Origin of the sequence: Bacillus sp. FSL W8-0223, from assembly GCF_038006805.1 — a bacterium.
In the GTDB taxonomy this organism is placed as follows: domain Bacteria; phylum Bacillota; class Bacilli; order Bacillales; family DSM-4216; genus Bacillus_O; species Bacillus_O smithii.
Genome location: NZ_JBBOVX010000001.1, coordinates 2,904,260 through 2,923,088 on the forward strand (window position 1 = coordinate 2,904,260; position 18,829 = coordinate 2,923,088).

Genomic DNA, 18,829 nt, shown 5'->3' on the forward strand with positions numbered 1-18,829 from the left:
TTTATTCTTAGCTGTCTTTCTATTATCATTGGTGGAGTAAAGAACATTGACATTTTACTCGAAAAAGTACGAATGAAAAGGCGGGTCTGCATTGATGAAAACCATTTTTGGCTACTTCTTCACTGCCGTTCTGATGGCGCTTGCGATTTACTTTTTTTATTTTGCCAATCAGGAAGCGCAGCATGTCGAAAGTTTTGACAAAGTTGTAGAAAAGAAGATTCCGATACATTCGGTGGATCTTTCTCAAGAAAGCAAATTTTTGGACCAGAACGGCCGTACGTTTCTGGAAATTCGCAACCCTTATCGAATTGTCGTGAGCAACAAAGACATTCCCGATTTCATGAAGGAATTATTTTTGCAGTCTGAGGACCGGCAATTTTACGAACATGGCGGCATAGACGCTTTCGCCGTATTGAGGGCGATGATCGTCAATTCTCATTCTCATCAAATCGAGCAAGGCGGAAGCACCATCACCCAGCAGCTGGCCCGAAACTTATACTTGAATTACAACAAAACGTTTAGTCGAAAATTATCCGAAGTGTTTTATGCCTATGAACTGGAAAAAAAATTAACGAAAGATCAAATTCTCAATCTTTATTTAAACACCATTTATTTTCAAAACGGAGTATACGGGGTGGAAGCCGCTTCCCAGTTTTACTTTCAAAAAAGCGTAAAGGATTTAACGAAAGCACAGATGGCTTTTCTGGCGGCGATACCTAATAATCCAAGCTTATATAATCCTCTTACTCACTTTGCGAATACGAAAAAACGACAGGAACGATTGATTGATTTAATGAAGAAAAACGGCTTTCTTACAGCTGAAGAAGCTGAAGCAGCCAAAAAAGAACCCATTACATTAAAATTGAAAAAGCGAATAGATGAATTTCCCAATTATTCCACTTATGTTCAAGAAGAATTGAAAGAACTGATTGCGGAAAAAGAAGGGTATAAAGAAAAACTGGCCAATGCAAATCCTAAGGAAAAAGAACAAATCGAAAAACAGTTGGAAAACCGCTTAAATAAAGTGCTATCATCCGGAATTATGATTTATACCTCTTTAAATCCAATCATACAGCAAAAAGCGGAACACGCTGTTTCTTCCGTTTTGTCTTATACCAATGTGGAAGGTGCTGCTGCGGTCATCGACAATCAACACCGAAACATAATCGCATTAGTGGGAGGAAAAGATTTTCACCATACGGATTTCAACCGGGCATACCTTGCTTACCGGCAGCCGGGATCATCGATTAAACCGCTGCTCGACTACGGGCCGTATATCGATCGTTTCCATGTTTCTTTATCCAGTCTTGTCAATGCCAACAACGTCTGCATCGGCAATTACTGTCCGACAAACTACAGCAAAAAAGAATATGGATACGTCACTCTGAAAAAAGCGTTTGCGAATTCGTATAATACTCCTGCCGTCCGGATTTTCATGCAAACCGGGATCAAAAACTCTTTTTCCTATTTGAACAAATTTGGTTTTGAAAAAGTATCAGAAAGGGACGAGAATCCGTCAGCAGCTATCGGAGGCTTTACTTACGGGATGACTCCGCTGGAAATGACATCCGCCTACACCTCATTTATTGATGGCAGCTATAAAAAGCCTAGAGCCATCCAAAAGGTGACGGATTTAAAAGGACACGTTTTATATCAGTGGAAAGATGAACCTGTCAAAATTTGGTCGCCGGATACCGTATATAAAGTCCGGGAATTAATGGCAGAAGTCGTAAAAAACGGTACTGGTAAAAAAGCGAAAATCGCCCGCCCTTATGTGGGAGGGAAAACCGGAACGACCAACAATTACCACGACTTCTGGTTTGTCGGGCTGACGGATCAATATACAGCAGGTGTCTGGGTAGGAAGGGATACACCGTCAAGCATCGAATCATTGGAACATTACGGACCACAGCTGCTCATTTGGCGGAAGATCATGCAATAATCCAATATTCTTCGTTTTTGAAACAGAAAAATCATTGAAGCAAAAAAGGTCAGCTCCTCCGTCACCCGAATGGGATCGGAAGGAACTGACCTTTTTTCGTCATTTCTCATTTTTGATTTAAATAGGCAATCCGGCCATCGCAGTGTTATAGATTTTCAGAATCATATAGAGCAGAGCGGACGTAATAAAGCCCCAAACGACAATTTGGAAGCAAATAAAACCGACGAGTTTAAACGATGTTGTCAACGAAGGGCTGATTTTATAAACAAAATAAATAAAATAGATTAAAACGGTTAAAAGAAATATGGCGATAATCCCAATGATGGATGCATAACTGCACAACGAAACCAACCCGCCGGCCAAAAAAATAAGTGAACCATTTCGGACGTTTTTTAAAATTTCTCCGTCCGTATCCGTGGAAAAAAAGAGCAAAGCCAGTTCATTGATGGTTTCAGCGACTACTTTTAAAGCCGACAGCACCATGAAAAACACTGCGATCAGTCCAATTATGACAGCCAGCTTCAATTCTGTTTCCGAAATGATTCCCAGCATTCCTTGATAAATGCCAATCTGTTTCAAAAAATTGATGATGGTGTCTTCCACATAAATCGCCAGTGACAAGCTGAATAATAAAATGGTCAAAAAAGGAAAATAACCTGTTAAATAAGTATTTTTCATGATCAGTCGCTCCTGTTTTTCTCGAATCAACTTTCATTATGCAAGAGCCTTTCTGCATTTACAAGAGCTTTATAGAAAAACATTGATTTTTCGTTTATTTATAGAATGGCAGTCAAAATATCCCTTTTCTCCATTTTCAATCGTCCAAAAATCTTTTCTCCATCTCCCAACCGTCTGCCATTCTTGAGAGTTTCTAAAAAGCCCTGTACAATAAACGGTCTACGTTTACTTTGCTTTCTTATGTATCATCGTTTATTGACAATGGCAACCGTACATCTCGATAAACAAATAAGACGGTCGTTTTCGTCGACGATCCGGATCTCCCATACACACGTAGACCTTCCAATATGCACTGCTTCTGCACGAGCTGTCACCATTCCCTCTGTTTTAGAACGGATATGATTAGCGTTTATTTCAAGTCCAAAGCAGATCTGTGTTTCCGGATCAATAAGTTGTGCTGTTCCTAAGCTTGCAGCGGTTTCCGCCAATGCAACGGAAGCCCCTCCATGAAGAAACCCCATTGGCTGCCGAGTGCGGTCATCTACGGGCATGGTCATGACCACTTTCCCTTTTTTCATTTCGATTATTTTCATGCCAAGACTGGCTATCAACCCTTGTTCGTAATTTTCTTCCATATACTATCCCCCGTTTTTTATTTTTCGGAAAATACATTGTTTTTTAAATATTTTCTCTTATTTTATCATAATCACCCCCTGTGCTACATATCTTTTCCACAGAATGACATTTATGAATCAGGAAGGAGAATCTATAAATGCACCAGCCTCCTTTCCCGCCTCATAACGATCCAAATTCTATTCCTTATGGTCCAAATCATCCAACATACATTCCTCCCAACAACCGACAATTTCCAGTCGTCCAGATCAACCAGTTCACTCAATCCGCCAGAAAATCATTGGAACTGTTAAGAGACGCACAACTGTTTTTGAATACGGTCTCCACAAACAGTGCCTATGCAAGAGAGCTGATGGACGCCGCTCAACGTTCGCAAACAACGAAAGTGATACAAATGATTCAATCGATTGGCATTAGAATTCGGCCGGAAATTTATTTTAATCCGGATGGGCTTTTAGTTCGCTTTGCCCGTATGGATGAAGATCAAAAAAAAGAATGCTGCCGATTACTGTTGGAACTTCGTTGGAAGAAATAATATAGGTTTTTAACTTTTCACTGCATTTTTTTGATAGAAAACCTGCTTAGTATGCAAGAGAATAGCCATCCCTTTCAAAGAGGCTGTTGATAACTAGGAAGCCGATCCATGTTTCATAGAGCGGCTTCCTTTGCTCCATTCATCAGCCTCTTTCCTTGTTTAAAAATACGGATATGGATAAAACGGACGCGGACCGTAAAAAGGATATGGCGGTCTAAACAATGATGCCGCTATCGCCGTTCCTAGCAAGCCGCCCAGCAGTCCACCGATAAACGGTTCCCCCGGAAAAAAGCGATGCGGATAATACATATAGGGTAACCTCCTTTTCCTATGCTACCCTATCCTTATGCAAAGACGTAAATCTTTGTATAGGCCCACAAAAAAATTTAGCTTTGAAAAGCAGCGGTACGAAAATCAAACGCCGTATCCTTACTCTTTATCAAATCGATCGACAAATAAAGCAAGCGTTCTCGTCATGACGCCCGTTGCACCTGCAGGCCCCAAGTCGTAGTCCTTATCGGTATCAGCCGTTCCGGCAATATCCAAATGCACCCAAGGAGCTCCTTCCACGAATTCTCCAATAAAAGCAGCTCCCATGATCGCATGGCCTTCTCTGCCGGGAGAATTATTTAAATCGGCTATTCGGCTATTTCGAACCCGTTTTTTATCTTCTTCCGTATAAGGCAGCCGCCAAATATATTCTCCAGCTTCAAAAGAAGCCTCTAAAATTTGTTCAAAAAGCCACTCATCATTGGTGACCGCTCCTGTTTTATCTGTCCCGAGCGCAACGATTACTCCGCCTGTCAATGTGGCCACATCGACTAAATATTCGGCGCCATGATGTTTCGCATAAGTGACGGCATCCGCCAATACTAAACGCCCTTCAGCATCCGTATTCAATACTTCGATCGTTTTTCCGTTCATGGATGTTATCACATCATCAGGCCGAAATGCCGACGCGCTCACGACATTGTCTGTAGCCGGAATGACTGCCACCACATTTTGTTTAGGTTTCCATTCGGCGATCGCCTCCATTGCCCCAAGTACAGCGGCAGCCCCCGCCATATCGGTTTTCATGCCGACAAGTCCGTTTTTCGTTTTGAGCGAGTAGCCGCCCGAATCATATGTAATGCCTTTTCCGATGAGCCCGATGACATCTTCCCACTTTTCTTTTCCTTGATATTTTAGCGTAATCATTTTTGGTTCTTCTTTGGAACCTTGATTGACGGCCAAAAAAGCGCCCATTCCTAGTTTTTCGATTTCGCTTTTCCCAAGAATCTCTACTTCCAATCCATATTTTTCTGCCAATTGGCTTGCGTACGTAGCAAGATAGGACGGAGTCAGCAAGTTGCTTGGCATATTGACGAGCGTACGAGCGGAATTCGTCGCTTTTCCAAGTATGTATCCTGCTTTGGCTGCTTGTTCGATTTCTCCGATCGTATGGCTGCTGTAAACAGTCATTTCCTCAATCCGCGGTTCCGGCAAATTGGGTTTTTGCTTATAATCACGGAATTCATATGTAGAAAGCGGAACCACTTCGCCTAATGCCGCTGCAGCTTGAACGGCATCCCATTTATCCGTTATAAACGTATCAAGCGCAATAGCGGCCTTTTGAACCGGCGTATTTTTTATATATTTGGCGGCTTTTCCAAAAGCCATTTTTAATTTCTGAATCGTGAGTTCTTTTTCTTTTCCCAAACCGACAAATAAGATTCTTTTGGAAGGCACAAAACCAAATGTATGGATCAGTTGCACGCTTTTATATTTGGCGGAAAGATCCCCGGTCTTTACAAGTTCCGTCAACTGACCTTGAAACGCCTCATCCAATTCGCCGAGAACTCCTCCAAACTTAAGGGGTTTATCCAACAAACCGACGATCAAGCAAGGCAATTCTATTTGAAACGGATTTTCATGACTAAATTGAAACATCTTTTAACACCTCCAACACCATTATAACCCTGGCAGAAAATAAACCACCAGAAATGATCATGGATATTTGGAGTTGTTCACTTCCAACTGTTATTTACTGGAAAGAAAAGAACAAGACAAAAGGACCCCCTTCCATACTGCTCTTTCTGTACAGGCTCAATATGGAAAGGGGATCTACTTGACTCTCGAAATTTTTATTCATTGCGGGTTTTTATATATTGCTGCCGGTATACTTGCAAAGCTTTATTTTGGTTTAAAGAAGCCAGCGTTTCTTCTGTCAAAGTTCCTTTTCCCATTTTGACAATATAAACGGCCAGTTTTTTCTTCCCCCACTCTTTATAAACATCATCAACTGTCTCGTAATATAGGTCAATCCGATTTCCTTTGATTGCGCTCCCGGTATCCGCTACCACTCCATAGCCATATCCGGGAATGAACAAAATCGTTCCAATCGGAAAGATCGTTGTATCAGCGGCAATGGTCGAATAAAGATCTCTTTTTACCTTGACGCCTGAATATGTAATACCATAACTGGGATGGCTGGGAGATTTCCCCGTTGATTCTTTTCCGGCTGTATAACCTGTCGCAATCACCGTTTTTTGGGGGTATTTCGACCAATCAACATCTTGTTCCAATATACGGGGCTGCTTCTCCCTCTCCGGTTGGGCATTCGCTTGCACAGGTTTCATAAGCAGTTGATCGACCCTTTTTGTGGATAATCCTTCAAGCTTTCGCTCACTCGTTTCCATCTTTGATAAAATCGTATGTTTAAGAGCCCAATTTCCAATCATAGCCGCATCTACTCCGGAAATCGTTTTAAAAGTGGCCATAAGTGCGATCAAAAATAAGATGGTCATAAAAACTCTTTTGGACGTCCGTTTTATTAGTCCCATCCTTTCACTCCCCTCACCCTATTGGTCTCCAAATGATGGCCACATTATTCAAAAATGGAGAAAAAACTTGGTAAAGGTTGGAGTGAACAAAAAAGGCTTCGTGAAGAAAATCCATGATGAGAATGAGAAGAACCCGTTTTATACAAATCACCCATGAGGAGATGACCTAAAAAGAAAAAAGCCGGCTTTTCTTCGATTAGTCCATCAGTGCCTTATTAGAAGCTTTTGCGAAGGCATTCCCTCATTTTTTTGTTTCAAATTGTGCTACAATAATGCCAAAAATGATCTGGGGGCATGTATATGGCGGAACATCACTTTCGTTTAAAAGCAAACTGGCCCGGCCTGCGAAATGATGTTGGGGAAATAAAAGCTGGGAATTTACGGACAAAGGTTTCGATTCCGGCGAAAATGGACGGCCCAGGCGTCGGGACAAATCCGGATGAAATGCTTTTAGGGGCGGCAGCCACTTGTTATATCATTACATTGGCCGCCATGTTGGAACGAAGCAGGCTGGAGAAGAAACAGTTAACGTTGGAATCAGAAGGGATCGTTGAAGTAACCAATGGCGTATTGACTTATAAAAAAATCATCCATCGTCCGAAAATAGTCCTTCATCGTGATGCAACCGCCAAAGAAATCAGCCGAGCACAACGTCTTGCTGAAAGAGCAGAATCGTCCTGCATGATTTCACGAGCCGTCAAAGGAAATGTGGAGATAGAACTGGAAATAGACATTCAAGTTGCTTCCGAATAACCGTGAACATAAAACTTTTAACGATTTTGGAGCAAAAAAGAGACTGAATCCAAAAGAGTGATTTCCTTTTGGATTCAGCCCTTCAAAACATTCGATATCCTTTTTTTCTTAATTCCTTTATGACAATTCCCGATAAAACGGCCCCGGCTAAGCCGCTTAACAAAATCAACATATCGGCCGGTTTCAGTCCTATCAATCTTTCTCCTAACGTAGTGAAAGCCTCTCTAGTATGCGTTATATAAGAAAGCGTACTAATCCCATCTACAATGATCAACACAACGAGAGGATATAAAATCGACATGATCCATGTCATTCGAAGCAGCATATTTAAAATAAATCCAATTCCGAAAAAAAGCACAAAAAACAGCAGCATCGATATAAATAAAACAGCAATATGCACTAGGAAACACCCCACAGGAATAAAAAGTATACTGAATATTCTTATATACGCCAATCTTCCCGATTATTCCTCCATTCCAATCTCATTATTCTCTCATTTTTCAGTCCCTTTTGATTTCTGGAAGTGTTTCCCACTTTTAAAAGGATAAATGCGAACGGGTAGTCCTTGCTGTTGATTTTTGTTTCAACGATCACACAAAAAAACAGAACGGCTTATTACGCCGTTCTGTCGTTGTAATACCTTTTTATTTGTTGTACAATCAGCCGTTTTGTTATCTGTAAAAGGCTTAGCTGACTGTCTTAGAAAAATTTGAACTTTCCTTTTTTCAGTACCAAGGACAAACCGCCAATCATAAACAAAGCACGGTTGTCAATCACTTTTTTCATAAAGGAAGCTTTTGTACCTTTCAGCTTTCTGCCGAATACAATTCCGATTGCGTCGTCATCGCCAAGAGAACATACCGTTCCTTTATTATCAAATACAAATTTTTGAGTTTCTTGTCCTTTTAATAAGGCTACGATATTTTTCGCACACACCACACCTTGCTGCATGGCAATTTGGGCAGTCGGCGGATATGGACGATTCGTTTCTTCATTAATGACAAGCGAACAGTCTCCTACAATAAACACATTATTGTAGCCAGGAGCTCGCAAATCTTCTTCTACTTTTACACGGGCACGATTGTTTTCAAAACCGGCTTTTTCAATGACAGAGTTTCCTCTAACTCCCGCAGCCCAAACAACAGTTCCTGCCTTAATTTCTTCGGTTTCATTTTCGCCTTTCGCTACGATAATACCGTCAGGAGTCGCTTCTTTAATGGCCGTGCCGATTCGGAATTCAACGCCTTTCTTTTGCAGCTGTTCCATTGCATATTGAACAAGTTCCGGATCAAATCCAGGAAGAACAGTTGGCGCTGCTTCTACGCAGATGATACGCACTTTTTGGAAATCAACGTCGTATTCGCGGCAAAGTTCAGGAACACGATTGGTCAATTCCCCTAAAAATTCGATGCCAGTAAATCCGGCACCGCCGACAACGATCGTTAAACGTTCTTCTTTTTTATCTTTTTCAGTGTTGTAAGTAGCAAATTGAGTTTCGATATGCTCGCGGATACGGCGGGCAGCATTCACGCTCGTGATCGCAAAAGCATACTCTTTCAAGCCTTTAATTCCGAATGTTTCCGATTCAGGTCCTAAAGCGACAACGAGATAATCGTAGTCCAATTCCCCGTTATTAAGAACTACTTTATTTTCGTTTGGTTTAATGTTTTCAACAGTAGCTTGAACAAATTTGACTTTGCTGCGGTTAATTACATTGCTGATCGCATAGCGCACCCGGTCGTGATGAAGGGTTCCAGCAGAGGCTTCGTGAAGCCAAGTCGTTTCATAGTGATAGTCATGTTTGTTCACTAAAACAATTTCCGCTTCGTTTTGGCTTAACATCTTTTGGAGGCGCGTTACAGTCATCAATCCACCATAACCCGCGCCAAGTACAACGATTTTTGGCTTAGTCACTGTTATCACTTCCACCTTTTTCTTTTAGTATGAGTGAATTCGAAAAAGTTTATTTCCTTTTTTGCAATTAAAAATATCACATGTGATATTTTTCACGAATGAGGGCATACAACAACTTTTTCGAAATTTGTCATAAAATCTTAACATTATTCCCTTATAAATAATATTCCTTTTACATATACTTTTCAACCCATTTCCTACAATTAAAAGGAAGTTTTCAAAATTATATCCCTTATAAAGAAAATGATGAATTTTGGTATTTTTTGAAATGTTTTTCTCTTGTTGTATTGAAAAATGGAAACACTGAATTGGAGTATGATAAAATGGTGTTTAATAAAACTTCCATTGGTCAATAAAGCGATGAATGCAAGGCTATCTGCTAGTATATGGAAATGGGGGAGATTGTTTTGAAAGAAGACTCAAACATGTACGATATGACGATTATCGGCGGTGGACCTACCGGCTTGTTTGCAGCTTTTTACGGAGGGTTAAGACAAGCGTCCGTAAAATTAATTGAGAGCTTACCCCAACTTGGCGGCCAGCTGGCTACTCTTTATCCGGAAAAATACATTTACGATGTTGCCGGATTTCCCAAAATTAAAGCACGCGATTTAGTTGAACAACTCAAAGAACAATTATCGCTGTTTAAGCCCACCATTTGCTTGGAACAAACGGTCACTGATCTTCAAAAATTGGATGACGGAACATTTCGATTAACGACAGATAAAGAAATACACTATACAAAATCTGTTATTATCACTGCCGGGATTGGAGCATTCCAACCTCGAAAACTGGAGCTTGAAGAAGCGGAGCAGTATGAAGGAAATCACCTTCATTACTTCGTAAACGATCTGGATACATTTAAAGGAAAAAATGTAGCGATATGCGGCGGAGGAGATTCAGCGGTCGATTGGGCATTGATGCTGGAACCGATCGCTAAAAAAGTAACGATCATTCACCGCCGAGATAAGTTCCGCGCCCACGAACACAGCGTCGAACAACTGAAAGCTTCTACCGTGGAGATCAAAACACCGTTCGTTCCGTCGAAAATACTCGGAGACGGACGTACAATCCATGGACTTGTTCTTAATGAAGTACGCGGAGAACGGGAAGAAACGATTGAAGTGGATGAATTGATCGTCAACTATGGATTTGTTTCTTCACTTGGTCCTATCAAAGATTGGGGAATCGAAATCGCTAAAAACTCCATTGTTGTCAATTCCAAAATGGAAACCAATATTCCCGGAGTTTATGCGGCCGGAGACGTTTGTACATATGAAGGAAAAGTAAATTTGATCGCAAGCGGATTCGGCGAAGCCCCTACGGCCGTCAGCAATGCAAAAGCTTTTATTGATCCAAAGTCCCGCGTTCAGCCAATGCACAGTACGTCTTTATTTGAACAATAGCAAGCTTTCAGGACAAAAGATTGAGCGGATGTTCAACCGGAACAGTTCCATATTGGACCGGCTCGTCAAAACAAGAACGAACGACTTCTTCATCGTGCAGATAGCTCATAAACATATACAATCCGCCGATATGTCCTTTGCCCAATATCGCTGAAAGACGGTTCGTTTTTGATTTTAAAGCCATGGAACATGCGCCGGGGAATCAGTACTCTAAAATAGCAGGAAATAGTTTCGTCCAAAACCAAAAGGCATGCCGTGAATGATGCATGCCTTTTGGTTTTGCCGCAATTTCTAGTCATGGAATGAAAATCCGGCTTATTGGATGACTGTAAAAAAGTTATTTTATGCATATAAGTACGACTTTACATTTTTGCCTACAAAAGCTTTCCAAACGATGAGATTATATGGATTACTCCAATCGATTTCGTCTTGATTTCGTTCAAACATCTGATGAAGACGGTTGCTGTTAAAAATAATGGACCCCTTTTGATCAAATGCCACCCCGTCTACCCACAGCATCCGATCATCAGAGACGAAGCGATGGAACCGATTGTTCTTAGGAGAATAGACCCCGATTCCTTTCCCCTCCAGCATCGTATAAAAAACATTTCCTCTGTTGTCAGCGTGCATCCCGTCGGTGGTCGTCCCTTTGCTTCCAATCGCTTTAACCGCTCGACTGATTTCATCTAAGGGTGTTTGAAAGTTTCTCAAAAGCGCTGTATCGATCGCATATAAATTTCGACCTGTAACCGGGCAATAATACAAAGTGGAACGATCTGCGGACAACGCAATACCATCGCTCCCTATTTTAATCGGTCTGTCTTTAAAGACCGGTTTCGAGTCAATCTCAAAAACAAATCCGGGAAAATCTTGTGTGCTGTAATGACGGTCAAGCACACGTCTGAAAGTTTTGTTCCTCATATTGTATACGATGATTCCACCGACAACGGGATGGTCGGGCCAACCATTTCCGGAATCGGTGATGTAGACAAAACCATGTTTATTGTCTACAACCAAATCATTTAAAAAGGAAGTTCGATACGAAGCAATCTCATTCGGTATTTTGATCGAATCAATCAATTGATTCGTATTTAAATCCCATATAACCAATTTTTGTGAACCTTCCCGCGAAGGGGCATAGGCGATTTTCCCTTGATCTAACAGCCACATCCGGTTGTTTTCATCAATTTCATATCCCAGGACAGATTGCAGCACTCCAGGGTTGCCCGCCTTATTCCATTCCCAGCTTGGAAAAGCTTCTAACAGCGGTTTGCCGTTTTTTATGACAATGCGATTCATAGTAGAAGGGATGCCTTCTGCCCAGCGGGGAACAGATACATAATAGTTTCCTTGCTGATCAACCTTAATACCGGCAGGCATGGCATGTCTCCAATATCGATTTGCCTCAAATACCTGCTTCATCCTTAAATTTGGAAAATTCCAATCCAAATGGTTCCAATGGAAGAGGATTTGATAGCGACCGATTTTCCCTTTCTCGTCTTGAAAAAAATACCGCAGCCGATAAGGATCTCGTTGGTATGGATGAGGATGTTGATAAGCATGTTGCAGATAAGGATACATTGGATAAGGGGAGAGCTGCGAAGAATAATACTGTCGCTCATCATTTCTCGGACAGTCACCGGTCCCGTTGTATTTGGAATCCTGCATGTCATCCAACCTCCTCTTAAGGTTTCTCGTGGTCCTTCCCTTTGATCAATATATGTCTGCTGTTCAAAAAGGCATGGGCTCAAGCCGGGCGTCATCATAGAATAGTAAGGCGGTGGCATAGTTGCATCCAAGACAAGAGGGAAAAAGAAATAACCGATTCCAAAGATAAAAGATCTGTCTTTTAACATCAAAAAAACGACCTCCTTTAACGATTTAACATAAACCGTTAAAAGAGGTCGTAATTAACAACCCTAAATCGCAAATTTTGGGGTTGTTTTTATTCAAAAATACAAGCACGGACTGCGGATTTTTTACTGGAATTAACAACCCTTACCGATTATGTTGCCGTTTCAAAACGTGCCGGAAAACTTAGCACTCTTCCGGCGTTCCAACGTTTTGCGCCGTACGGAATGATGAACCGCAACCGCATGTGGCAATAGCGTTTGGATTATCGATTGTGAAACCCCCGCCCATTAACGATTGTTTATAATCAATTTTGGTTCCTTGCAAGATCGGTGCGCTTGCTTTATCCACTAATACTTGAATGCCATGTTGTTCAAATTGGATATCGTCTTCACTTGCTTCATGGTCGAATCCCATTCCGTAAGATAATCCGCTGCAGCCGCCGCCTCTGACAGCCACGCGCAAAAAAGCGCCTTCTTCTTCATTTTCTTTCATCATATCTTTTATTTGAAAAGCTGCAGCTTCCGTAAGGCTAATGACTCCCTCCATCACAAAAAACCTCCTTTTGTATTGGATTTCCATTCTTTTGGAGTACAAACCGTCCCGATTAAAAACAGCGGATTCCGATGTTATTTGTAGTATAATCCGTTTTTCTTTTTTCCTCAATAGATCCGTTTGAAAACACACGAATAAGTCCCTGAATGATTTGACAATAAAATCCGTTTATGGGGTCATCTTTTCATTTTCCATTCAGATAATACATTCTCATAATAAAAAAGGCCTATTTAAATTTTTTTACAACGAATAAAGACCTATTTTAAAAATTTTTGTATAATGAAAAAGACCTATCAAATAAAATAATAAAACATCTCAGGAAGTGAACAAATTTGGCGGAAATCACACCATTTTACGAAAAAACTGAAGAATGCCCTCTTTGCAAAAAAATTTTCACCACCACTAAAATACGTTCCCGCTTTATAAAAGTGGCTTCTTATGATACAGATTTTTCCCCTGTCTATCAAGATTCTGAAATCAACCCGATCATTTACTTTGTAAACGTGTGCCCCCATTGCGGCTATTCTTACACAGAGGAATTTTCCCGATATTTCCCCCCGGCCGTTTTAAATGAAATCAAAGAGAAAGTTTGCTCGCGCTGGGTGTACCAGGACTACGGCAAACACCGCAGCATAAAAGATGGGATTAACAGCTACAAACTAGCTTATTATTGCGCCACCTTAAAGCATGAAAAAAATATCACAACGGGCGGGCTGGCATTGCGTACGGCTTGGTTATACCGTCTCTTGAAAATTCAAGAAGAAGAAAATCGTTTTTTAGAAATGGCCGTCAAACAATACGAAGATTCCTATTCAAAAGGAGACTTTTCACGAACAAAAATGTCTGAAATAAAACTTTTATATTTGATCGGGGAATTAAAAAGACGGCTGGGACACTACAAAGAAGCGACCTTTTATTTTTCCAAAGTAATCGAACGGCAAAAATTCGCTACAGAACCAAAGATTTTGGAAATGGCAAAAAATCAGTGGCAAATGATCAGACAAACAATGGAATAGAAAGGCGGCAAAGCCCGGTTCTTCTGTCAAAATTTGTTTTCTAAACAGCCTCTATATTCTATTTGTACGATGATTTTTGCCGTTTTCTCTCGCCCCTTTTCACACCAAGCCTCCCATCTTTAGCTCTCTCTTTTAAAACATCGGGTTTTCTTCGATATGTTTATATATATTCTTCACCAACTCTTCCGGAGAGTCCCCTCTTACAGGATCGCCGTTGACAAGGGCGAAAAGGGATTCTCCACAAAGAGTGCAATAATTAAGACAGCCATATTCGACAATGTCCAGATTGGGATCTTCTTCCAATATTTCAAGCGCTTTTTGCGCACCGCTTGCTAAATTGCTGACGCAGAATTCAATAATTGGATTCATATCATCACCCCAGGATTGATTGTACTATTGTTCCGCCGGTCAGAAAAGAAATGTATCTTGCCAATAGACATATGATGGAAACCCCTTAATAAGCTGTTGTGAAAAACATGAACTTTCGTTATACTCTTGTATGGGGTATTTTTATAGATAATTTTTCTTATTGCATTTTTCATATTGAAAGGGTTTTAAAACTGACTTAGCAGAACAAAAGGGGAAATTTTTTATGAGAAACTTGGTTTTACTTGGCGGAGGATATGGGAATATGCGAATATTGCTCCGGCTGTTGCCAAATCTTCCGGAGGATGTCGCCGTTACACTTGTGGACAAGGTTCCCTACCATTGTTTAAAGACTGAATATTATGCCTTGGCAGCCGGAACAACTTCCGACCAGCATGTACGGGTTCCCTTTCCTACTCATCCACAGCTTTCGCATGTTTTTGCAGAAATTACTGAAATCGATTTGGAGAACAAAACCATCCATTTGAAAGAACAAGATCCGATTATGTACGATGAGCTGGTAATAGGTTTGGGGTGCGAAGACAAATATCATGGAGTTCCGGGGGCGGCTGAGTACACACATAGTATTCAGTCGATTGAAAAAGCGAGAAATACATATCAGTGCTTAAACAATATGCCCGCTGGTTCAACCGTCGGCATCGTGGGAGCAGGTCTAAGCGGAATTGAACTGGCAAGCGAACTTCGAGAAAGCCGTCCTGATTTAAAAGTGAAATTATTTGATCGAGGACCAAGAATTTTATCCACTTTTCCTGAACGATTGAGCAACTATGTACAAAATTGGTTTACGGAACACGGAGTAGAAGTGATCAATGGCGCCAATGTGACGAAAGTGGAGCCAAATACATTATACAACCATGATGAAAAAATTGCTTGTGATGCGATTGTCTGGACTGCCGGCATTCAAGCAAACAGACTGGTCAGGCAATTGGATGTGGAAAAAGATGCTTCCGGCCGTGTGAAGTTAACCCAATACCACAATATTCCGAACAATGAACATGTTTATGTAGTAGGCGATTGTGCAAGCCTTCCTTATGCACCGAGCGCCCAATTGGCGGAAGAACAAGCAGAGCAAATCGTTCAAGTCTTATTGAAACGCTGGAAAAATGAACCCCTTCCGGAAAAAATGCCTGAAATTAAACTGAAAGGAATTTTGGGATCTTTAGGAAAAAAAGAAGGATTTGGTTTCTTGGCCGAACGTGCCATTACCGGCCGCGTCGCCCGTTTCTTAAAGTCCGGGGTTCTATGGCTGTACAAATATCACAACGGTTAATCGAAACAATCCCGGCTAACAGACGAACGGCCGGGAAAACCAGACTTTTCAAAATCAAAAGTTTGTATTGTAAAGGCCGTCCCTCCGTAACTGCAGCAATGAAAATATTCGGGCATCTTTTAATACGAAGGAGGTTCCCGGCCCCTTAAGTGGATCGGCTTTCTTTCAGCTCATTCATTGTTTTATGGAGCTTTGTATCCGTATTTTTCCATTTCTTCGCAAATGACTTTTAATCGCAGATTTCCTTCCCCGACCATTTTTCCTTCAACTAACACCACAGGATAAAAAAGATCTTCCTCAATCACTCGGGATGCGAAGCTTTTTTTCTCCTTGTCTTCAGGTGGATCATAAATATCCACATACGTCATCTTGAAAGGCTGATGTGGAAACTTTCTTTCCAAAGCTGCCGTCAACCACTCAAACGTATCTTTCGATGAAGGCAAATGAACACAGCTTGCACAAATCTGTTCTGCACCATATACGACAATTTCAATCGGCTTCTGCACCGCTCTCCCCCCACCCAAACCTTTGTCCGTTTCTCATCTTCATTTTATCCAAAATCTTTCAAAAACGAAACAAAGACGATAGATTTTTTTCATGATAGTCATTATAATAAACGTAGGAAAGGAGTCGATACAAATGTCCGATCAGGCAATGAAAGAACAAGTGCAAGAAGTGTTGGATAAATTGCGTCCGTTTTTACTTCGCGACGGCGGCGACTGTCAATTGATGGACGTTGAAGATGGAATCGTAAAGCTTCGGTTATTGGGCGCCTGCGGCAGTTGTCCAAGCTCGACTATTACATTAAAAGCAGGTATCGAACGTGCTTTGTTGGAAGAAGTCCCCGGAATCGTGGAAGTCGAACAAGTATTTTAAAAACGATGGAATTTGAAGCTGATCAGGAGAAAGATGATCCCTTGACTAAGCAGAACAAGACATAAAAAACGCTTGTCCTTATCCATATGTCCGAAGGGAGAAATTCTTTTCCTTGAATCAGCTTTTTTTTGAATTGCAGTCTTGATTGATTTCATCACCATTGTTTTCACAAAAGCAAAAATAATACGCAGAGTAAAAAGACCAACTTTCACATTCCGGAAGTTGGTCTTTTTTAGGCATAGTGTTTTTTTCGTTACCGTAAGAGCCACGGCACCACCGGAATTTGAATTCTTTTTACAGGCACTTCCGCCAGCTGATAAAACGAAGCCAAAAAATGTTCGTATTCTTTGGTATCTCGGATATATCGTGTTAATTGTTCTTCCAGTTCCTTTTTTCTTTGGGGAGAAGGCGTCATAAAATAATCTTCTACACATTCAAAAAAGTGAAGCGGAAACATGAGCCTTGCAAAAATCAATCTCCAGGAAAACACCGTCAACGGCTGAATCGATTGATACCCCTTTATAAATTGTTTAATCTCCGCCTTATATCTCGTTTGTTGATGCCAAAATTGATATCGAATCCACTCGGAAATATCCCTTGCCGCATGATCAAAAACCCAATCAAAAGGATTTTTGATGATATCCGTTTTTCCCCAAGTATCCGGTCGAAAACGTTCATGGCATATGGTCCCCGCGTCAGATTCCATTGGATCTTCATCCAACTCTGTATCGGCTACATACTGAATGGCATTTTCCGCCATTCCCATATAATACGGGAAAATATCCACGAATAAAATGTCAAACGGGTCGCTTGGAGATTGTTGAAGCAATCGGTGATAAAAGCCTTCAAGCTGCTCCAGCCTCTTTTCCCATAAAAACCGCCAAGTACCCATTCGATTCGTTTGAACCATCTTTTCTTGGATAAAACGGCCTCTGTAATGAAATTTGGCTAGCTTTCTGCCCATGTTGCTGTAGCTTCTCCCTTTTTTAACGGGATTACGCAAAACAATGAAGTCCTGCCCTTCCACCGTTTCTAAAAATTTTCCGTTTTTGGACAAACAAAAAGAAGATACTCCTCTTTCACCGAACTTTTGAAGATGCAGAGACATTTGGCGAAATTCGATGAGCATTTCTTGTGTCAATTTCGTAGCATTTATAATAGTATATAGATAACCCTTTGCTTTATATCGGATGGGTTGGTTAGAATAGAGGGCTTCTGTCTGGATGCCGTAATACTGCTCTAACAATTGAGAGTAATCCATTTCCATCCTCCTTTAGCCACTGGCCCCGTTTCGTTCCTTTCCGTGCCAAAAGCTTTCATGTTTCACCTGTGTAAATAAGCCACAAAAAATTTTGAAAGCATGCAGTTTGAACATACTAGTAATATATATGTATCTGGCTCCCATAATTGCGTCTATTGATTGAATTTATGATCCCGCTTTTCATCTGGCAAATCAATGAAAACGGGCTTTCAAGATTGATTTCTTTCGTCTTCTTACAAAAGATGAATAAACCGATCGAATTCTTTATATTCCATCTTTTTTAATGGAGTATATTAAAATAGAAACAGAAACCTTGTAATACAAAAAAATATACTTTCCAAATATTACAGAAAAAAGGTGATGGTATGACAATGAAAAAAAGAGATGCATTAAACATGACAGAAAAAATGGCGCGCGAATGGCTGACAAAACGAGGAGTAACGATTGAGGATATCGCAAAACTGGTATTGTTTTTACAAAAAAAATACCATCCCAATTTGCAGCTGGAAGAATGCATTCAAAATGTAGAGGCAGTTCTCGGAAAGCGTGAAGTTCAAAACGCCATATTAACAGGCATACAATTAGATGTTCTGGCAGAGCAAGGCAAGCTCGAAGAACCATTACAATCGATTATTCAAACAGATGAAGGACTATATGGAGTCGATGAAATATTAGCTTTTTCCATCGTAAACGTATACGGTTCGATAGGATTTACAAACTATGGCTATATCGACAAAATCAAACCGGGTATTTTAGAATATTTAAACGATAAGTCTTCCGGAAAAGTAAACACATTTTTAGACGACATTGTCGGCGCCATTGCTGCGGCGGCTTCAAGCCGACTTGCCCACCGAGCCGGCAATGGCGATGAAACGATTGACTCATGAAAGGTAGTGTAAAAAGCGGACAGCCGGGCTCCCCTTCCCATTG

21 protein-coding genes are annotated in these 18,829 nt (G+C 40.9%); 8 read left to right on the plus strand and 13 right to left on the minus strand.

The features are described 5' to 3' along the window. Window positions 1-94 precede the first annotated feature (94 nt). Window positions 95-1,942, plus strand: coding sequence for a transglycosylase domain-containing protein (locus tag NST81_RS14015; protein WP_048623909.1), 1,848 nt, complete (start codon window positions 95-97; stop codon window positions 1,940-1,942). Between the two features lie 117 nt (window positions 1,943-2,059). On the opposite strand, the gene NST81_RS14020 is transcribed toward NST81_RS14015, so the two are convergent. After that, complete coding sequence (locus NST81_RS14020; protein ID WP_048623910.1) at window positions 2,060-2,620, minus strand: YufK family protein; 561 nt, start codon at window positions 2,618-2,620, stop codon at window positions 2,060-2,062. 245 nt (window positions 2,621-2,865) lie between these two features. Beyond that, window positions 2,866-3,255 carry a hotdog fold thioesterase gene (locus tag NST81_RS14025; protein ID WP_048623911.1) on the minus strand — a complete coding sequence of 130 codons (390 nt, stop codon included), beginning with the start codon at window positions 3,253-3,255 and terminating at the stop codon, window positions 2,866-2,868. 137 nt (window positions 3,256-3,392) lie between these two features. Here NST81_RS14025 and NST81_RS14030 point away from each other — a divergent pair, with 137 nt between their 5' ends. Continuing rightward, complete coding sequence (locus tag NST81_RS14030; RefSeq protein WP_048623912.1) at window positions 3,393-3,788, plus strand: hypothetical protein; 396 nt, start codon at window positions 3,393-3,395, stop codon at window positions 3,786-3,788. Window positions 3,789-3,947: 159 nt separating this feature from the next. Here the strand turns inward: NST81_RS14030 and NST81_RS14035 are convergent, their stop codons facing one another. The 3 genes from NST81_RS14035 to NST81_RS14045 form a co-directional block, all read right to left on the minus strand. Continuing rightward, window positions 3,948-4,097, minus strand: a complete 150-nt coding sequence (locus NST81_RS14035; RefSeq protein WP_003353567.1) for a hypothetical protein — start codon at window positions 4,095-4,097, stop codon at window positions 3,948-3,950. Between the two features lie 120 nt (window positions 4,098-4,217). Then, window positions 4,218-5,717: a leucyl aminopeptidase gene (locus tag NST81_RS14040; protein ID WP_048623913.1), complete on the minus strand. Its 1,500-nt coding sequence runs from the start codon at window positions 5,715-5,717 to the stop codon at window positions 4,218-4,220. A 194-nt stretch (window positions 5,718-5,911) separates the two neighbouring features. Beyond that, window positions 5,912-6,610, minus strand: coding sequence for a 3D domain-containing protein (locus NST81_RS14045; protein WP_048623914.1), 699 nt, complete (start codon window positions 6,608-6,610; stop codon window positions 5,912-5,914). A gap of 300 nt (window positions 6,611-6,910) precedes the next feature. On the opposite strand from NST81_RS14045, the gene NST81_RS14050 reads away from it, so the two are divergent. Beyond that, entirely contained in the window at window positions 6,911-7,363 is a 453-nt protein-coding gene (locus NST81_RS14050; protein ID WP_048623915.1) for an OsmC family protein, read from the plus strand. An 82-nt stretch (window positions 7,364-7,445) separates the two neighbouring features. Here NST81_RS14050 and NST81_RS14055 read toward each other — a convergent pair whose 3' ends face one another. After that, the gene (locus tag NST81_RS14055; protein ID WP_048624522.1) at window positions 7,446-7,736 is read right to left on the minus strand and encodes a YuiB family protein; all 291 of its coding nucleotides are present in this window, start codon (window positions 7,734-7,736) and stop codon (window positions 7,446-7,448) included. A gap of 326 nt (window positions 7,737-8,062) precedes the next feature. Next, the gene (locus NST81_RS14060) at window positions 8,063-9,286 is read right to left on the minus strand and encodes an NAD(P)/FAD-dependent oxidoreductase (protein ID WP_174521023.1); all 1,224 of its coding nucleotides are present in this window, start codon (window positions 9,284-9,286) and stop codon (window positions 8,063-8,065) included. Window positions 9,287-9,669: 383 nt separating this feature from the next. Here NST81_RS14060 and NST81_RS14065 point away from each other — a divergent pair, with 383 nt between their 5' ends. Next, complete coding sequence (locus tag NST81_RS14065; RefSeq protein ID WP_371836621.1) at window positions 9,670-10,683, plus strand: NAD(P)/FAD-dependent oxidoreductase; 1,014 nt, start codon at window positions 9,670-9,672, stop codon at window positions 10,681-10,683. Window positions 10,684-10,690: 7 nt separating this feature from the next. Here the strand turns inward: NST81_RS14065 and NST81_RS14070 are convergent, their stop codons facing one another. From NST81_RS14070 to erpA, 3 genes are all read right to left on the minus strand, one after another. Next, the gene (locus NST81_RS14070) at window positions 10,691-10,867 is read right to left on the minus strand and encodes a hypothetical protein (protein ID WP_156179256.1); all 177 of its coding nucleotides are present in this window, start codon (window positions 10,865-10,867) and stop codon (window positions 10,691-10,693) included. Window positions 10,868-11,025: 158 nt separating this feature from the next. Next, window positions 11,026-12,351, minus strand: a complete 1,326-nt coding sequence (locus tag NST81_RS14075) for an L-dopachrome tautomerase-related protein (RefSeq protein ID WP_328200947.1) — start codon at window positions 12,349-12,351, stop codon at window positions 11,026-11,028. 369 nt (window positions 12,352-12,720) lie between these two features. Continuing rightward, window positions 12,721-13,083 (minus strand): iron-sulfur cluster insertion protein ErpA, encoded by a 363-nt coding sequence (gene erpA, locus NST81_RS14080; protein WP_003352460.1) that lies wholly within the window; start codon window positions 13,081-13,083, stop codon window positions 12,721-12,723. A gap of 338 nt (window positions 13,084-13,421) precedes the next feature. Between erpA and NST81_RS14085 the strand changes: the two genes are divergently transcribed. Then, window positions 13,422-14,105, plus strand: a complete 684-nt coding sequence (locus tag NST81_RS14085; protein ID WP_048623918.1) for a DUF2225 domain-containing protein — start codon at window positions 13,422-13,424, stop codon at window positions 14,103-14,105. A gap of 132 nt (window positions 14,106-14,237) precedes the next feature. Here NST81_RS14085 and NST81_RS14090 read toward each other — a convergent pair whose 3' ends face one another. After that, the gene (locus NST81_RS14090; protein WP_003352462.1) at window positions 14,238-14,474 is read right to left on the minus strand and encodes a YuzB family protein; all 237 of its coding nucleotides are present in this window, start codon (window positions 14,472-14,474) and stop codon (window positions 14,238-14,240) included. Window positions 14,475-14,697: 223 nt separating this feature from the next. Between NST81_RS14090 and NST81_RS14095 the strand changes: the two genes are divergently transcribed. Then, complete coding sequence (locus tag NST81_RS14095) at window positions 14,698-15,762, plus strand: NAD(P)/FAD-dependent oxidoreductase (protein ID WP_040340814.1); 1,065 nt, start codon at window positions 14,698-14,700, stop codon at window positions 15,760-15,762. A gap of 182 nt (window positions 15,763-15,944) precedes the next feature. Here the strand turns inward: NST81_RS14095 and NST81_RS14100 are convergent, their stop codons facing one another. Next, window positions 15,945-16,268 carry a YuzD family protein gene (locus tag NST81_RS14100; protein WP_048623920.1) on the minus strand — a complete coding sequence of 108 codons (324 nt, stop codon included), beginning with the start codon at window positions 16,266-16,268 and terminating at the stop codon, window positions 15,945-15,947. Between the two features lie 133 nt (window positions 16,269-16,401). On the opposite strand from NST81_RS14100, the gene NST81_RS14105 reads away from it, so the two are divergent. Then, window positions 16,402-16,638 carry a NifU family protein gene (locus tag NST81_RS14105; protein ID WP_003352465.1) on the plus strand — a complete coding sequence of 79 codons (237 nt, stop codon included), beginning with the start codon at window positions 16,402-16,404 and terminating at the stop codon, window positions 16,636-16,638. Window positions 16,639-16,891: 253 nt separating this feature from the next. On the opposite strand, the gene yutH is transcribed toward NST81_RS14105, so the two are convergent. After that, the gene (gene yutH, locus NST81_RS14110) at window positions 16,892-17,899 is read right to left on the minus strand and encodes a spore coat putative kinase YutH (RefSeq protein WP_048623922.1); all 1,008 of its coding nucleotides are present in this window, start codon (window positions 17,897-17,899) and stop codon (window positions 16,892-16,894) included. 371 nt (window positions 17,900-18,270) lie between these two features. On the opposite strand from yutH, the gene NST81_RS14115 reads away from it, so the two are divergent. Then, on the plus strand, window positions 18,271-18,786 hold the full coding sequence (locus tag NST81_RS14115; RefSeq protein ID WP_048623923.1) for a phosphatidylglycerophosphatase A family protein: 516 nt from the start codon (window positions 18,271-18,273) through the stop codon (window positions 18,784-18,786). Window positions 18,787-18,829: the final 43 nt, after the last annotated feature.

What these genes read in the sequence shown, in the direction of transcription:
- NST81_RS14105 (WP_003352465.1), top strand. Translation starts at nt 16,402, where the DNA reads ATGTCCGATCAGGCAATGAAAGAACAAGTGCAAGAAGTGTTGGATAAA.
- NST81_RS14090 (WP_003352462.1), bottom strand. Translation starts at nt 14,474, where the DNA reads ATGAATCCAATTATTGAATTCTGCGTCAGCAATTTAGCAAGCGGTGCG.
- NST81_RS14095 (WP_040340814.1), top strand. Translation starts at nt 14,698, where the DNA reads ATGAGAAACTTGGTTTTACTTGGCGGAGGATATGGGAATATGCGAATA.
- NST81_RS14115 (WP_048623923.1), top strand. Translation starts at nt 18,271, where the DNA reads ATGAAAAAAAGAGATGCATTAAACATGACAGAAAAAATGGCGCGCGAA.
- erpA (WP_003352460.1), bottom strand. Translation starts at nt 13,083, where the DNA reads ATGGAGGGAGTCATTAGCCTTACGGAAGCTGCAGCTTTTCAAATAAAA.
- NST81_RS14040 (WP_048623913.1), bottom strand. Translation starts at nt 5,717, where the DNA reads ATGTTTCAATTTAGTCATGAAAATCCGTTTCAAATAGAATTGCCTTGC.
- NST81_RS14045 (WP_048623914.1), bottom strand. Translation starts at nt 6,610, where the DNA reads ATGGGACTAATAAAACGGACGTCCAAAAGAGTTTTTATGACCATCTTA.
- NST81_RS14065 (WP_371836621.1), top strand. Translation starts at nt 9,670, where the DNA reads ATGGGGGAGATTGTTTTGAAAGAAGACTCAAACATGTACGATATGACG.
- yutH (WP_048623922.1), bottom strand. Translation starts at nt 17,899, where the DNA reads ATGGATTACTCTCAATTGTTAGAGCAGTATTACGGCATCCAGACAGAA.
- NST81_RS14035 (WP_003353567.1), bottom strand. Translation starts at nt 4,097, where the DNA reads ATGTATTATCCGCATCGCTTTTTTCCGGGGGAACCGTTTATCGGTGGA.
- NST81_RS14075 (WP_328200947.1), bottom strand. Translation starts at nt 12,351, where the DNA reads ATGCAGGATTCCAAATACAACGGGACCGGTGACTGTCCGAGAAATGAT.
- NST81_RS14055 (WP_048624522.1), bottom strand. Translation starts at nt 7,736, where the DNA reads ATGCTGCTGTTTTTTGTGCTTTTTTTCGGAATTGGATTTATTTTAAAT.
- NST81_RS14070 (WP_156179256.1), bottom strand. Translation starts at nt 10,867, where the DNA reads ATGGCTTTAAAATCAAAAACGAACCGTCTTTCAGCGATATTGGGCAAA.
- NST81_RS14020 (WP_048623910.1), bottom strand. Translation starts at nt 2,620, where the DNA reads ATGAAAAATACTTATTTAACAGGTTATTTTCCTTTTTTGACCATTTTA.
- NST81_RS14015 (WP_048623909.1), top strand. Translation starts at nt 95, where the DNA reads ATGAAAACCATTTTTGGCTACTTCTTCACTGCCGTTCTGATGGCGCTT.
- NST81_RS14030 (WP_048623912.1), top strand. Translation starts at nt 3,393, where the DNA reads ATGCACCAGCCTCCTTTCCCGCCTCATAACGATCCAAATTCTATTCCT.
- NST81_RS14050 (WP_048623915.1), top strand. Translation starts at nt 6,911, where the DNA reads ATGGCGGAACATCACTTTCGTTTAAAAGCAAACTGGCCCGGCCTGCGA.
- NST81_RS14025 (WP_048623911.1), bottom strand. Translation starts at nt 3,255, where the DNA reads ATGGAAGAAAATTACGAACAAGGGTTGATAGCCAGTCTTGGCATGAAA.